Below are 14,077 nucleotides of genomic sequence, written 5' to 3'. Positions count from 1 at the left end.
GCCATGATGCGATTACTTTCCATAGAATTACAGAAACTAAAATACAACAAGGCCGCCAAGGTAATTACCATCGTCTATTTTGTGCTCATTACTTTTATTGCCTTAATAGCTTCCATCGAGTTTAATTTCGGCGGTGTTCATTTTAGAGTAGCCGATCAAGGGATTTTCAACTTTCCTTTTATATGGCACTTTAACTCCTTTATGGGAGCCATTTTAAAAATATTCCTTGCCATTGTTATAGTTTCTATGATGGCAAACGAGTACAGCTACCGAACCTTAAAACAAAACCTTATCGATGGTCTCAGCAAGAAGGAATTCATACTATCGAAATTTTTAACCGTTATTCTATTTGCAACCATCTCTACCCTTTTCCTGTTTATAGTTTCAATGCTTTTAGGGTTGAGTTTTTCAGATTATAAGGAAATTGGCATCATCTTTAGTGACCTCCAATATATCCTGGCATACTTTATTAAACTTGTCGCCTTCTTCTCATTTTGCTTGTTTCTAGGAGTTTTAGTAAAGCGATCTGCCTTTGCCTTAGGGTTTTTAATTATATGGTATGTTTTTGAAAAAATTGCTTACGGATTGCTTAAATGGAAGTTTTTTAAAGATACAGACATCGCCGAAAATGTATTGCAATTCTTCCCGCTAGAATCCATGTCTAATTTGATTGGCGAACCTTTTTCCAGGTTAGGTGCCGTTCAGTCTGCTGCGAGCCAGTTAGGTGAAGAATTTACCAAAAGCTACGATGTACCGGTAATGGGTGTTTTTATCGTAATAGCCTGGACAGCGTTATTTGTTTATTGGTCTTTCCTAATTCTGAAAAAACGAGATCTTTAGTATAATTCGAGAGTAAGAATCCGGGTCTTTGCTGAAGTAAATATTGTGTATATTTAGCAGTCAATCACTCACCTATGCTATTTTGCAGGTCACTAATTATTCTACTCCTTTTTGTTTGCCCAATGCTAACAATAGCTCAGGATATTGAATTATTCCAGCAATTTAATGGGCGTTATGATTATTTAGCCTTCGGCAACACACTGAATACCGCCGAAAACACGGGTCAAATTCCTCCATCCCCATGTGAAATTCTTACCGAAAGTAGCGCCGATTTTAATCTGCAGCCAGGACAGACACTCGTTGCAGCCTATTTGTATTGGGCAGGCTCCAGTGAGACTGGAGATCTGGAAGTACTACTCAATGGCTCTCCGGTTGTTGCAGCACGTACTTTCTCTCTGGTATTGGATCCAACACATGTTTATTTTGCCGCCTTTGCAGATGTAACTTCCATTGTTCAAGCAAACGGAAATGGTACCTATACGGTATCGGAATTCGATATTACAGCCGACATTCCAAATTACTGTAATAACACTACCAATTTTGGAGGCTGGGCAGTTACGATTATCTATGAAGATCCCGCAGTTTCTCTCAATCAGGTGAATGTTTTTGACGGACTGGAAAGTGTTTCATCGACAAATACGTCACTTACAATCGAATTGGATAATCTGAATGTACTTGACAATACCGGTGCGAAAATAGGCTTTTTAGCCTGGGAAGGTGACGCATCTCTGGCAGTGGCCGAAACGCTTCAGATAAATGGGAATATTATTAGCAACCCTCCTTTGAATCCGGCAGATAACCAGTTTAACAGTACCAATAGTTTTACAGGATCGGATGTGCTATTCAATATGGATATCGACTTCTATAATATCGAAAATAATATTCAGCCTGGCGATACAACTGCTACAATAGACCTTACCTCAGGTCAGGATTTTGTAATGATTAATAACGTAATCACGGTGCTCAATACCGAACTGCCAGATGCAACCATAGAGATTGATGAAGTTATAGGTGCAACAGAGTGTGGCGATAGAGATTTAGAAATTACATACACAGTTTATAATGAGAACAGCACAGACGAACTCCCTTCGAATACCCCAATTGCCTTTTATGCGAATACAACCCTAATTGGACAATCCACAACAACTACAATCATTCCTATTGGAGGCTCAGAGAGCGGAATTATCAATGTGTCGATTCCTACCGGAATTCCTGCCGATTTTGACCTGAAAGTGTTCGTAGATGATGATGGTTCCGGGAATGGAACCGTAAATGAAACCAACGAGCAAAATAACGGATTTATAGTGGCTGTTCATCTTTTGGTATTTCCTGAAATTGTCGGCCTGCACAATTTAGAGCTTTGTGATGTGATTGGCACCGAATTGTTTGATCTTACACAAGCTACTTCACAAATAAACCCGATAAACGCAATTACGTTTCATGTATCGGAACAAGATGCTATAGACGATTCCAACCCTATAGACACCCCTGAAACGTATGAGAATACATCAAATCCGCAAACAATTTGGATTCGCGTTTCCAACCCCGACTGTTTTTTGGTAGATAGCTTTGACATTGAAGTAATTGAGTGTCCGTTACCCGACGCTACAATTACTATTGACAACGATTTAAACGCATGTAGAAAGCGCGAACTACATATAGACTATACTGTATATAACATTGAAGCCACGGGCCCCTTGCCAGCTGCTACGGCCATTGCCTTTTATGCCAACGGACAATTGGTTGGACAATCTCAAACCCAAAACGTTATTCCCATTGGTGGCAGTGAGCCGGGAAGTATTTTAGTTACACTTCCGGAAACCATTCCCGATACGTTTGATCTTTTAGCTGTTGTTGACGATGACGGTACCGGAACAGGAAGCGTCCAGGAACTCAATGATTTTAACAACGATTTTGGCATTACTGTAACTTTTGGAAGTATTCCACCTATTGGAACATTACCTCCGCTTTTGGAATGTGATGAAGGATTTGATACCGCTCACTTTAATCTTACCGAACAAAACGACAACATATCTACCAATCCGAATGATATAATTACTTATTATACTTCATTTGAGGAGGCCGAAACCCAAGAGAATCCAATTAGTGATCCGGGAAGCTATGAAAACCTGAGTGACCCTCAAGTTATTTATGTGCGATTGGAGAACGATATTTGTTTTACCGTTGGGGAGTTTCTCCTGACAACCGAAAACTGTCCGCCCTTTATTCCGCAAGGATTTTCACCGAATAGCGATGGTATTAACGATGTTTTTGAAATTACCGGATTATTGAATGTGTATGAAAATTTCGAACTACAGATTTTCAGCAGAGAAGGAAATCGTATTTATATTGGACATAATGAAGATGGCTTTTGGGATGGTATCGCAACCGAAGGATTACTATTTACAGGTAATTTAGTACCTGTGGGTACGTATTATTATGTACTCAATTTAAACGACCCCGAATTCACTAAGCCGTTTTTAGGCTTTGTGTATATTAATTACTGATATTTCAGAAGTTCTACAATCAAAGGCATCCTTCTGTTCAAAACTAATCTTCCAACACTTTTTTTCAGTATTTTTATCAAAACTGAAACCAATTCCGATGCAAGAAAAAAACGCCTATATATTAGGAACCGATACCGAAGAATTACATCGTTTAGGTGTGCAGCACCAAGTCTGGGCCGAAGAAGCTCAGCACGGTTGGAGCAAGGCGCATTTTACCGCCGGACAAACGTTACTGGATTTGGGATGCGGCCCCGGTTTTTGTACTGAGGAGTTGGCATATATCACCGGTAGCTCAGGGAAGGTGATTGGCGTAGATAGATCCGCAGCTTTTATAGAACATCTTAGACAGGTTGCAAACCTTCATCATTTATCTATCCAAGGGATTGTAGCAGATTTTGATGATATGCATCTCGATTCTAACAGTCTGGATGGAATGTATTGTCGTTGGGCACTGGCATGGCTTCCTAATCCGAAAGAGATTCTTCAGAAGGTATACAATGCCTTAAAACCCGATGGGAAAATGGTGATACATGAGTATTACGATTGGTCTACCCATCAGATCGAGCCGCACATGCCTCAATTGGCAAAAGCGATCGCCGCTGCATTAAAAAGTTTTAAAGATTCTCCGGGAGAAATAGACATTGGAAGACGCTTGCCTGCTATGTTAGAAGAAATGGGAATGGAGGTAACGAGCATACGGCTCATGTCCAAAATTGCAACCCCGTCTCAGTTTAACTGGCACTGGCCAAAAACCTTTTATCGCAGTTATTTTCCGAGATTGGCAGACAATGGTTATTTAACTAAGGAAGATGTCACTAATGCTCTTTTTGAACACACCAAGCTGGAACAAACCAAAGGAGCAACCTTATGCTGTCCATTAATGGTAGAAGTAATCGCAAAAAAGTAATTTCAGGTTAAAACACACTTATGGAACGACAAAAGTGGACAGAACACAAATTTAACCTCGGCATTCATCCGGGTTGGACCAACAATGTAATGTCACGGGTGCGAGATACAGAGATTCGACTGGAACATTATTGCAAAAATCTTACGGAGACACAATTAATTTTTCAACCCATGGGTGCGTGGAGTATAAAAGAACATATAGGGCATTTAATAGATTTGGAAGAACTGCATCACAACAGAATTCATGAATTTGCACAGCTAAAACCGGAACTTTCAGCAGCCGATTTGTCTAATAAAAAAACTGAGGCCGGCAATCATAACAGTAAAACACTAGATTCCTTGCTTCAGAATTTTCGTAATGCGCGACTTGCTTTTATAAACGATTTTAACGCACTCCCTGAAATGAGTCTACAGCACAATTCGCTTCATCCAAGACTAAAAGTCTTGATGAAACCTGTTGATTTACTATTTTTTGTGGCCGAGCACGACGATCATCATTTAGCCAGCATAGCAGAGATTCGGCAGAAACTCTAAACGCCTTGATCGATAAATGATTTAGTAAGGGAAGTCACAGCTTCCTTATGCATTGGGGCTCACTTTTTACTTTAATTCATTGAAAAACAGAAATTTCCAACGCCAAATTTGTAGGAAAAATGTAATCCTACTCGAAATTTAATTATATTTGTAGACCCAATCTACATTGAAATTTCATCCGTCTTATGTTAGGTTAGGAGTTACTCTATGTAATTCCAAATAACTAATTAATGACCAAAGACGATGAAAACTAGAATCTTCATGCTGTTATTCCTTGCAATGGGAGTTTGCTTAGGCCAGCATCCCGGCAATGGAGAATGTGCTTTGCATCCCGAAAATAAGGCCTGGATCCTTCAGTATAAAAAGGCCGAATCTCAAGAAAATCAAATAGATATGGTTGTTCAGAAAATAATCGCTGATACCGATTATTTTGTGGAGCACCCTGAGATGGCAAACCTCGATGATCGTCGGGTTTTTGGAAAGATGGCCTGCACTACCGACTGCTCCATTCGTTTTGCTTTGGTATATGAAAAGAAAAAAGGGCTTGTTATCGACCTCAAAAAAAATCCGGAATTAGCAGAATTGATTCTTGAATTTAATTCAGAGAATATTGAGTCGATTCATTTAAATGAATATAACGATAAAGATATTTACAGCCCTGCTGCGCTAAAACGTTCGGGTATCATTCTGTATACCAGTGATCGGGACTTAAAAAAGAAAATAAGAAAGGCTGTTAAAAACATGAGCAAGACGTAACCATTTTTTTTTAAAAATTAATAATCCCTCCTTCTTCTCTATTTACTTTGAATTTCAACTTTTGAAATGTTAGCATATTTCCAATACAACATAGGCCTGGAGTTTATTCCTGACTAATTTTCAGTATTTTTGTACCGGCTATGAAATTCAAAATTAAATCGGACTTTACACCTACCGGAGATCAACCTACCGCCATTAAAGCGTTGGTTGAAGGGATTAATTCGGAGGAAAAATACCAAACCCTTCTAGGCGTTACCGGGAGTGGAAAAACCTTCACCGTTGCCAATGTAATTGAAGCCGTGCAAAAACCAACTCTGGTATTGGCGCATAACAAAACACTGGCGGCACAGCTCTATACAGAATTCAAAAATTTATTCCCTGAAAATGCCGTAGAATATTTCGTTTCCTACTACGATTATTATCAACCGGAAGCTTTTATCCCATCGAGCGGTACTTATATTGAAAAAGACCTGTCCATAAATGAAGAAATTGAGGTAATGCGATTGAGCACGACTTCTTCCCTTCTCTCCGGACGTCGTGATGTTTTGGTAGTGGCTTCGGTGTCATGTTTATACGGAATAGGAAATCCCGTAGAGTTTCAGAAAAATGTGATCAGTCTTATAAAAGGACAACTCATTTCGCGTACGAAATTGCTTCATATGTTGGTCCAGAGTTTGTACTCTCGTACCGAAATGGAGTTTACACACGGGCGTTTCAGAATAAAAGGAGATACCATAGATGTGTTTCCCGGTTATGCCGACAAAGCCTTCAGAATACATTTTTTTGGTGATGAAATTGAAGATATTGAAGCCTTTGATCCTCAAACCAACGAAGTAATTGAAAAATACGACCGTCTCAATATTTACCCGGCCAATATGTTTGTAACCTCCCCCGATGTGTTGCAAGGCGCCATTCGCGATATTCAGGATGATTTGGTAAAACAGGTCGACTATTTTAAAGAAATAGGAAAACACCTGGAGGCAAAACGGCTGGAAGAACGTACCAATTTCGATCTGGAAATGATTCGGGAGCTGGGTTACTGCAGCGGTATTGAAAACTATTCAAGGTATTTAGACCGAAGATTACCCGGAACTCGGCCTTTTTGTTTGCTGGATTATTTCCCGGATGATTTTTTAATGGTAGTAGACGAAAGTCATGTGTCCATTCCACAGGTGGGTGCTATGTACGGTGGGGATCGTTCCCGAAAAGAAAATCTGGTGGAGTACGGTTTCCGATTACCGGCGGCCATGGATAATCGTCCGTTAAAGTTTGAAGAATTTGAAGCCTTGCAAAATCAGGTGATTTATGTAAGCGCCACCCCGGCTGATTACGAGTTGGAAAAAACAGGAGGTGTTTTTGTGGAACAGATTATTCGTCCGACAGGTTTGTTGGATCCCCCGATAGAAATACGACCAAGTTTGAATCAGATTGACGATTTATTGGAAGAAATTCAGCTGCGAGTGGAAAAAGACGAACGCGTATTGGTTACTACGCTCACCAAACGTATGGCGGAAGAGTTAACCAAATACCTCACGCGTGTTCAGGTTAGGTGTCGCTATATCCACAGCGATGTAGATACGCTGGAGCGGGTAGAAATTATGCAGGACCTGCGATTAGGAGTCTTTGATGTATTGGTAGGAGTGAATTTATTACGTGAAGGATTGGATTTACCTGAAGTCTCCCTGGTTGCCATTTTAGATGCAGATAAAGAAGGTTTTTTACGAAGTGCCCGATCTTTAACACAAACCGTGGGGCGCGCAGCACGACACCTCAATGGAAAAGCTATTATGTATGCCGACAAGATCACGAAGAGCATACAAGCAACTTTGGACAATACAGAATATCGAAGAGAAAGGCAAATTGCCTACAATCTGGAACACAATATAACCCCAACAGCCATTAAAAAATCCTTCGAGAATTCGCTTACCAAATCGAAGCAGGAGGCATATATGTTTGAGACCAAGGAAAGTCTGGCTGCTGAAGAACCCGATGGCGTATATTTGACTAAAGATCAAATAGAGAAAAAGATAAGAGACACCCGAAAAGCCATGGAAAAATCGGCCAAAGACCTTGATTTTATGATGGCAGCAAAGCTTCGGGACAAGATAAAATCACTTCAAAAAAGCCTGGAAGCAGTAAAAAACTAACCCAAAACCTTTAACCAAATTTAATGAACCACCCCGATTCAATAAGAATAAACAAAGCTATTAGTGACAGTGGATACTGCTCGCGCAGACAAGCGGATACACTAATTGAGCAAGGAAGAGTTACATTGAACGGTGAAAAAATCACCTTGGGAGATCGTGCCATGCCCAACGATGAAATTAGGGTTGATGGTAAACTTATTACCGAAAACGAAGAGTTGGTTTATATCGCCTTGAACAAACCTGTGGGGATTACATGTACAACCGACAGACGTATTGAGGGAAACGTAGTAGATTTTATCAATCATAAGGAGCGCATTTTTCATGTGGGGCGTTTGGACAAACCCAGTGAAGGCTTGTTACTTATGACAAATGACGGGGATATTGTGAACAAAATTCTTCGGGCCGGTAATGAGCACGAAAAGGAATACATAGTAAAAGTAGATCGCCCTATAACAGAAGATTTTATAAAAAAAATGAAGCACGGTGTTCCATTGCATGAGTTGGAAACAACGACCAAAAAGTGTGAGGTAGAACGCATTAGCAGATTTGTATTCAGAATTGTGTTAATCCAGGGATTAAACCGTCAAATTCGAAGAATGTGTGAGTATTTAGGGTATGTGGTAGTCGAGTTGAAGCGTATTCGAATTATGAATATTGAATTGGGAAACCTTCCAATTGGAGAGTGGCGTGATCTTACAGAAAAGGAATTAGAAGATTTAAAAGATTCGGTTTCAGTTTCTGAAAATGCTCCTGAAGTGGATAGAATAAGCAGAATTTCAGAAAGAAAAAGAAGGGGACGTACTGAATAAAAAAACCACGCACCGATTGAGTAGCACGTGGTCATTTCAACTAACTAACCAAATTAAATTTCAATTATGAAATCTCAACCATTCTTTTAATCTCTTGTTTATCTTTTTTCTTAGTTAGGACGATACTCAAAATACCGTCTTTATAAGTAGCATTAACAGCATTTACATCTACGGTATCTGGTAACATAAATGTACGCTTAAATGTGTTGTAATTAAATTCTTTTCGGGTAAATTTTGTATCCTCACCGTCAGTATTAGCTGTTTCTTCAGATTTTACACTTTCAGCAGAGATTTTTAATACATCTTTTTCTACCTCAATGGTCAAATCTTCTTTCTTCAAACCGGGGACAGCCAACTCGAGTACAAAGTTCGCAAAATTCTCTTTAATATTAACCGCCGGAATGCTAAAGTTTTCATAATTAGGCACATCCAATCTATTTTGCGTGAAAATATCATCAAAAACAGATGGAAACCAAACGTTATTTCTTTTAACTACTTTCATATCAATTTAGTATTTAGGGTTTAACTTTCTTAATTGATATGTCTATTGCAATTTGAATTCCAAACGCGTTTTTAAGACATTTTGTCTTCAAATTGAGGTGTTTACCTGTCTTTTTGTCGGGTTTAGCACCAAGATGACGTAATATTTAAATGAATTTTAAGAAATAAAAGGAGTGATTAGTGGTACTTTTAAATTCTAGATATTTATTATGAGAGACGTTTTTGTGAGAATACTTACCTTTTTTAATACGGTTAAGAGCAAGATTGCATTTTATCCTACCCTATTATCATTCGTTGGTTTTGGCTTTGCCCTTTTTATGATGACTCTTGAAGAAAATGGAGTTTCAAAGTATCTCATTGATAAGTTTCCGAAATTGGTTTTAGAAGACGGAGATACAGCGCTTACAATTTTGAGTGTTTGTATTGGTGGTCTTATCTCAATGATGGTGTTCAGCTTTTCAATGGTAATGTTATTGTTGAGTCAGGCATCCAGCAATTTTTCTCCACGTTTGTTACCGGGATTAATTTCTGATAAGAACCACCAAATTATCCTGGGCTCATACCTTGCCACAATTCTGTATAATATTTTTACATTATTTTCAATAGAACCTACGGATGAAAAATACACACTTCCAGGCTTTTCTATTTTAGTGGGAATTGTATTAACCATCCTCTGCTTGGTATTATTCATTTATTTTATACACACTATCTCCCAAAGCATACAAATCAATAATATTTTAGACACTATTTACGATAAATCGCGCAAACGTCTCACTAGTATAATAGAAACGGAAGAAGAAAAAGACGATAAATTAGTTGCCGATTTTCCTGCTATTGATAATTGGTATGTTTATACTCCTTTAAAAAGTGGGTACTTTCAAAATATATCATTGCGTAACATTTTAACCATCGCCAAAGAAAAAGATACACGACTCTTCATTGCGGTACCCAAAGGATTATTTGTATTGAAGAATGTTCCTTTTTTATATTCTGAAAAAGAGCTGGAAGATAAAACCGTAAAAGAAATTCTGTCTAACATCAATTTTGCGAGAGGTGAATTGGTAGAAGATAATTACATTTTAGCATTTAAACAGATTACTGAAATAGCCGTAAAAGCAATGTCTCCCGGAGTAAATGATCCCGGAACTGCCATCAATGCTATTGATTATTTAACTGAATTATTTTCATTGAGAATGAAAAAAAGAGATTCTGGTGTTTTGGTATATGAAGGAATTGCATACCTGAAAATTGCCGTAGTAAATTTCGAAGATTTGCTTTATAATGTTATGGCCTCCTTACGGACCTATTGCAAACACGATCCGATAATTGTTCAAAAACTTATATGGATGCTCAGCTATTTAAAAGAACAAACACCGGTTGCTCAATCCTATACAAGAATAATAGAAAAAGAACTATCTGTGTTATTGGATGAAGCTAAAAATGCTTTCGATTCGAAAACCGATATTCAAAAAGTTATCAAGTTATTCGACAACTCCTAATTGTAATAGGTTTGAAAGATTTTGAGGAGATCTTCGGAAGGGATTATTTTATCTTCAAAATCGTCCATGCGCAATAATATTTGATCCAATACACCGGGTCTTACTCCCATCTTTAATCCGAAGTTACGCACGGCAATTATTTCTTTCAGGTGTGTTTCATTATCTACATTCATCACCAGGACCAATTTGTAAAAATGTGTAATGCGTTCCAATTCGGTAAAAAGCGGCTTTGAAGGTAGAGGATTATCGAAAAGGGCTTCCACTTCGTCTGCCGAGAGCTGCATTCTGCCTCCCAGACGCATGATGAAATCGTATTCTATATCAGTCACCTTATCATCTGCTCGAGCCAGTGCAATCAAATCACTTAAAAGGGCCTTGTTATTTTCTTTTTCCATGAATTCAAAAATAAAAAAATCCCGGATGATGAGACCGGGATTTGCAACTAATTTAGTTTTTTTTAAGCTTCCGCTTGAAGTAAAACAGGGACTTTGTATTCCTTTCCTTTTTCCAATGGTGCTTTTACTTTATGATAGTTTAGTCTCGCCTTTATAAAAGATGCCACTCTATCATTGTCTGTATCTACTGAAAGGACAACGATTTCACCTTCTCTATTCAACATGAAGGTCACAAACGCTGAAGTATCTACTTCCACTATAAAATTAGCGTCGGTTAATAAGCCGCGTATTTCGGCTGTGGTAGGATCCACCATTTTAGAGGTTGGAATAGTTGCAGCAGAAGCATAGGCTCCTACTAATAGCACTGTTGCTAACAAAATTGCTTGAATTTTTTTCATAACTGTTCGATTTTTGAAAGATTGATATAATATATAGACGGTCAAAACCGAAAATGTGTTACGCTTTTCTTAAAAATTTAACACTTTGTTAACGCAACGCTCTAAAGATGAACAAAAAAAGCCCTCTCATTGAGAAGGCTTTATGATAAATAGATTGTAATTCTCTAGAGCTTTAGCAAGGCTTGAACCTTGTTTGCCGCTTCCTGAAATTCGATGGCACTATACACGTCCAATCCGCTGTTGTCTATAATTTCCTTTGCAATATCGGCATTGGTACCTTGTAAACGTACTATTATTGGCACATTGATGGTTCCCATATTCTTATAAGCGTCCACGATACCTTGTGCTACACGATCACATCGTACAATACCACCAAAGATATTAACCAAAATGGCTTTTACGTTAGGATCTTTTAAAATTAGTTTGAAAGCAATCTCAACACGTTCTGCATCTGCTGTTCCTCCAACGTCCAGAAAGTTGGCAGGTTCACCTCCGGCTTGCTTAATTAAATCCATGGTTGCCATCGCCAGACCGGCTCCGTTTACCATACATCCAACGTTACCGTCCAAATCTACATAGTTTAATCCCGCAGCTTTGGCTTCTACTTCAACAGCATTTTCTTCCCGAAGATCGCGCATATCTTCATAATCTTTATGACGAAATAAGGCGTTGTCATCGATACTTACTTTGGCATCTACAGCAATCACTCTATCGTCACTGGTTTTAAGAACCGGATTGATTTCGAAAAGTGAAGCATCCGAATTGATATAGGCCGTATATAAGGCTGTAACAAATTTTGTCATTTGTTTAAAAGCCTGTCCGCTAACGCCTAAATTAAAAGCTACTCTTCTGGCTTGGAAAGGCATCAATCCAACAGCCGGATCTATTTCTTCAGTAAAGATTAGATGAGGAGTTTCTTCAGCAACCGTTTCAATATCCATCCCTCCTTCGGTGGAGTACATAATCATATTTTTCCCTGTACCGCGATTTAAAAGAACACTCATATAGAATTCTTCCGGCTCACTGTCTCCCGGATAGTATACATCTTCGGTAATTAAAACCTGGTGTACTTTTTTTCCTTCAGCACTGGTTTGAGGGGTAATTAAATTCATCCCGATAATATCGCCTGCTATTTGCTCTACTTCGGCTAAATTTTTTGCAAGCTTTACGCCGCCTCCTTTTCCACGTCCTCCCGCATGCACCTGTGCTTTTATCACATGCCAGCCGGTGCCGGTGTCCTCCGTTAGTTTTTTTGCCGCCGCAACCGCTTCGGCAGGAGTTGTGGCAACAATACCACGTTGTATTTCAACTCCAAAACTATTCAGTATTTCTTTTCCTTGATATTCATGTAAATTCATAGTGCAGGTTTGTCGTTTTTGAAAGTGCAAAAATAGCAAATGTTCAAGGATTGGACTAATCTTTTTTAGGTTGCTGCTTACTAAAAACCCTCAACAGAAAAAATATCACAGATTTTATCATTTTATTATCAATTAATCTTCTCGTAGCTAGTATTTTTGCACCCTGAAATTTATTAATTAAAAAACAAATGAAACATCAAGACCTTTTAGCAGTTGCAGAGCAATATGGAAGCCCTGTGTATGTGTATGACGCCTCAAAGATTGAATCGCAGTATAAACGTTTAACGAGCGCGTTTAAAAAGGTTAAACATGTAAAAATTAACTACGCAGTAAAAGCCCTTTCCAATATTTCGGTGCTGAAATTATTGAGCACTTTGGGAAGTGGGATGGATACTGTTTCTATACAGGAGGTGCGATTGGCTTTGGAAGCCGGCGTTCTTCCCGAAAAAATTATATTCACACCCAACGGTGTTTCGCTGGAAGAAATAGAACGCGCAGCGGGTTTAGGGGTTCAAATTAACATCGACAACCTATCTATCTTAGAACAATTTGGAACCAAACATCCCGATATTCCGGTTTGTATCCGTATTAACCCTCACGTAATGGCCGGTGGCAATACGAATATTTCGGTAGGACATATAGACAGCAAGTTTGGAATTTCAATACATCAGATGCCGCATATAGAACGTATCGTAAAAAATACCAAAATGAACATCAACGGTATTCACATGCATACCGGAAGTGATATTTTAGATATTGAAGTGTTTTTATATGCTTCGGAAATTTTATTCCAAACAGCAACCCATTTTAAAAATTTGGAGTTTATCGATTTTGGAAGTGGTTTCAAAGTGCCGTACAAAAAAGACGACATTGAAACCAATATTGAAGAGCTGGGCGAAAAACTAAGCAAGCGATTTAATCAATTTTGCAAAGAATATGGAAAAGAGCTAACGCTGGCCTTCGAACCGGGGAAATTTCTGGTGAGTGAAGCGGGGAAATTTCTGGTAAAAGTGAATGTGGTAAAACAAACGACTTCTACCGTATTCGCGCAGGTGGACAGTGGATTTAATCATTTAATTCGACCTATGCTCTACGGATCTGAACACGGGATTGAAAATGTTTCTAATCCGAAGGGAAAGGAACGTTTTTACAGCGTGGTAGGGTACATTTGTGAAACCGACACCTTTGCCAACAACCGTCGAATTGCCGAAATCCATGAAGGAGACATCCTGGCTTTTAGCAATGCAGGGGCGTATTGCTTTACTATGGCCAGTAATTATAATTCACGCTATCGTCCCGCAGAAGTACTATGGTATAAGGATGAAGCACATTTAATACGCAAGCGGGAAACATTCGATGATATTATAAAAAATCAAATTGCTATAACATTTTAAGTAAATACACCTTCGGTCATCGAAGGTGTTTTT

General features: G+C 38.7%; 13 protein-coding genes. 9 read left to right on the top strand and 4 right to left on the bottom strand.

The features are described 5' to 3' along the window. The first annotated feature begins 3 nt into the window (after positions 1–3). From ATE92_RS09435 to rluF, 7 genes are all read left to right on the top strand, one after another. Positions 4–840: an ABC transporter permease gene (locus ATE92_RS09435; RefSeq protein ID WP_100803468.1), complete on the top strand. Its 837-nt coding sequence runs from the start codon at positions 4–6 to the stop codon at positions 838–840. A gap of 122 nt (positions 841–962) precedes the next feature. Then, positions 963–3,347 (top strand): gliding motility-associated C-terminal domain-containing protein, encoded by a 2,385-nt coding sequence (locus tag ATE92_RS09430; RefSeq protein ID WP_198515612.1) that lies wholly within the window; start codon positions 963–965, stop codon positions 3,345–3,347. Positions 3,348–3,444: 97 nt separating this feature from the next. Then, positions 3,445–4,254 (top strand): class I SAM-dependent methyltransferase, encoded by an 810-nt coding sequence (locus ATE92_RS09425; protein WP_100803466.1) that lies wholly within the window; start codon positions 3,445–3,447, stop codon positions 4,252–4,254. A gap of 20 nt (positions 4,255–4,274) precedes the next feature. Beyond that, positions 4,275–4,787: a DinB family protein gene (locus ATE92_RS09420; protein WP_100803465.1), complete on the top strand. Its 513-nt coding sequence runs from the start codon at positions 4,275–4,277 to the stop codon at positions 4,785–4,787. Positions 4,788–5,048: 261 nt separating this feature from the next. Then, complete coding sequence (locus ATE92_RS09415) at positions 5,049–5,543, top strand: hypothetical protein (RefSeq protein ID WP_157809604.1); 495 nt, start codon at positions 5,049–5,051, stop codon at positions 5,541–5,543. A gap of 140 nt (positions 5,544–5,683) precedes the next feature. Next, positions 5,684–7,690, top strand: a complete 2,007-nt coding sequence (gene uvrB / locus ATE92_RS09410; protein WP_100803463.1) for an excinuclease ABC subunit UvrB — start codon at positions 5,684–5,686, stop codon at positions 7,688–7,690. A gap of 23 nt (positions 7,691–7,713) precedes the next feature. Continuing rightward, the gene (gene rluF, locus ATE92_RS09405) at positions 7,714–8,499 is read left to right on the top strand and encodes a 23S rRNA pseudouridine(2604) synthase RluF (RefSeq protein ID WP_100803462.1); all 786 of its coding nucleotides are present in this window, start codon (positions 7,714–7,716) and stop codon (positions 8,497–8,499) included. 64 nt (positions 8,500–8,563) lie between these two features. Here the strand turns inward: rluF and ATE92_RS09400 are convergent, their stop codons facing one another. Further along, on the bottom strand, positions 8,564–9,001 hold the full coding sequence (locus tag ATE92_RS09400) for an Hsp20/alpha crystallin family protein (protein WP_100803461.1): 438 nt from the start codon (positions 8,999–9,001) through the stop codon (positions 8,564–8,566). Between the two features lie 208 nt (positions 9,002–9,209). Between ATE92_RS09400 and ATE92_RS09395 the strand changes: the two genes are divergently transcribed. Further along, positions 9,210–10,499 (top strand): DUF2254 domain-containing protein, encoded by a 1,290-nt coding sequence (locus ATE92_RS09395; RefSeq protein WP_100803460.1) that lies wholly within the window; start codon positions 9,210–9,212, stop codon positions 10,497–10,499. On the opposite strand, the gene ATE92_RS09390 is transcribed toward ATE92_RS09395, so the two are convergent. From ATE92_RS09390 to sucC, 3 genes are all read right to left on the bottom strand, one after another. After that, a complete protein-coding gene (locus ATE92_RS09390; RefSeq protein ID WP_100803459.1) occupies positions 10,496–10,894 on the bottom strand; it encodes a hypothetical protein in 399 nt (132 codons plus the stop codon). The genes ATE92_RS09395 and ATE92_RS09390 overlap by 4 nt on opposite strands. 62 nt (positions 10,895–10,956) lie before the next feature. Continuing rightward, complete coding sequence (locus ATE92_RS09385) at positions 10,957–11,292, bottom strand: hypothetical protein (protein WP_100803458.1); 336 nt, start codon at positions 11,290–11,292, stop codon at positions 10,957–10,959. A 164-nt stretch (positions 11,293–11,456) separates the two neighbouring features. Continuing rightward, positions 11,457–12,650 (bottom strand): ADP-forming succinate--CoA ligase subunit beta, encoded by a 1,194-nt coding sequence (gene sucC / locus ATE92_RS09380; RefSeq protein WP_100803457.1) that lies wholly within the window; start codon positions 12,648–12,650, stop codon positions 11,457–11,459. Between the two features lie 188 nt (positions 12,651–12,838). Between sucC and lysA the strand changes: the two genes are divergently transcribed. After that, positions 12,839–14,044, top strand: a complete 1,206-nt coding sequence (gene lysA / locus ATE92_RS09375) for a diaminopimelate decarboxylase (protein WP_100803456.1) — start codon at positions 12,839–12,841, stop codon at positions 14,042–14,044. Positions 14,045–14,077 lie beyond the last annotated feature (33 nt).

Origin of the sequence: Ulvibacter sp. MAR_2010_11 (genome assembly GCF_002813135.1) — a bacterium.
Lineage (GTDB): Bacteria > Bacteroidota > Bacteroidia > Flavobacteriales > Flavobacteriaceae > Altibacter.
Note: the sequence above shows the minus strand (reverse complement) of the source record. Positions and strands in the feature narration are given on the sequence as shown.

What these genes read in the sequence shown, in the direction of transcription:
- ATE92_RS09415 (WP_157809604.1), top strand. Translation starts at nt 5,049, where the DNA reads ATGCTGTTATTCCTTGCAATGGGAGTTTGCTTAGGCCAGCATCCCGGC.
- uvrB (WP_100803463.1), top strand. Translation starts at nt 5,684, where the DNA reads ATGAAATTCAAAATTAAATCGGACTTTACACCTACCGGAGATCAACCT.
- ATE92_RS09400 (WP_100803461.1), bottom strand. Translation starts at nt 9,001, where the DNA reads ATGAAAGTAGTTAAAAGAAATAACGTTTGGTTTCCATCTGTTTTTGAT.
- sucC (WP_100803457.1), bottom strand. Translation starts at nt 12,650, where the DNA reads ATGAATTTACATGAATATCAAGGAAAAGAAATACTGAATAGTTTTGGA.
- ATE92_RS09425 (WP_100803466.1), top strand. Translation starts at nt 3,445, where the DNA reads ATGCAAGAAAAAAACGCCTATATATTAGGAACCGATACCGAAGAATTA.
- rluF (WP_100803462.1), top strand. Translation starts at nt 7,714, where the DNA reads ATGAACCACCCCGATTCAATAAGAATAAACAAAGCTATTAGTGACAGT.
- lysA (WP_100803456.1), top strand. Translation starts at nt 12,839, where the DNA reads ATGAAACATCAAGACCTTTTAGCAGTTGCAGAGCAATATGGAAGCCCT.
- ATE92_RS09395 (WP_100803460.1), top strand. Translation starts at nt 9,210, where the DNA reads ATGAGAGACGTTTTTGTGAGAATACTTACCTTTTTTAATACGGTTAAG.
- ATE92_RS09385 (WP_100803458.1), bottom strand. Translation starts at nt 11,292, where the DNA reads ATGAAAAAAATTCAAGCAATTTTGTTAGCAACAGTGCTATTAGTAGGA.
- ATE92_RS09420 (WP_100803465.1), top strand. Translation starts at nt 4,275, where the DNA reads ATGGAACGACAAAAGTGGACAGAACACAAATTTAACCTCGGCATTCAT.
- ATE92_RS09435 (WP_100803468.1), top strand. Translation starts at nt 4, where the DNA reads ATGATGCGATTACTTTCCATAGAATTACAGAAACTAAAATACAACAAG.
- ATE92_RS09430 (WP_198515612.1), top strand. Translation starts at nt 963, where the DNA reads ATGCTAACAATAGCTCAGGATATTGAATTATTCCAGCAATTTAATGGG.
- ATE92_RS09390 (WP_100803459.1), bottom strand. Translation starts at nt 10,894, where the DNA reads ATGGAAAAAGAAAATAACAAGGCCCTTTTAAGTGATTTGATTGCACTG.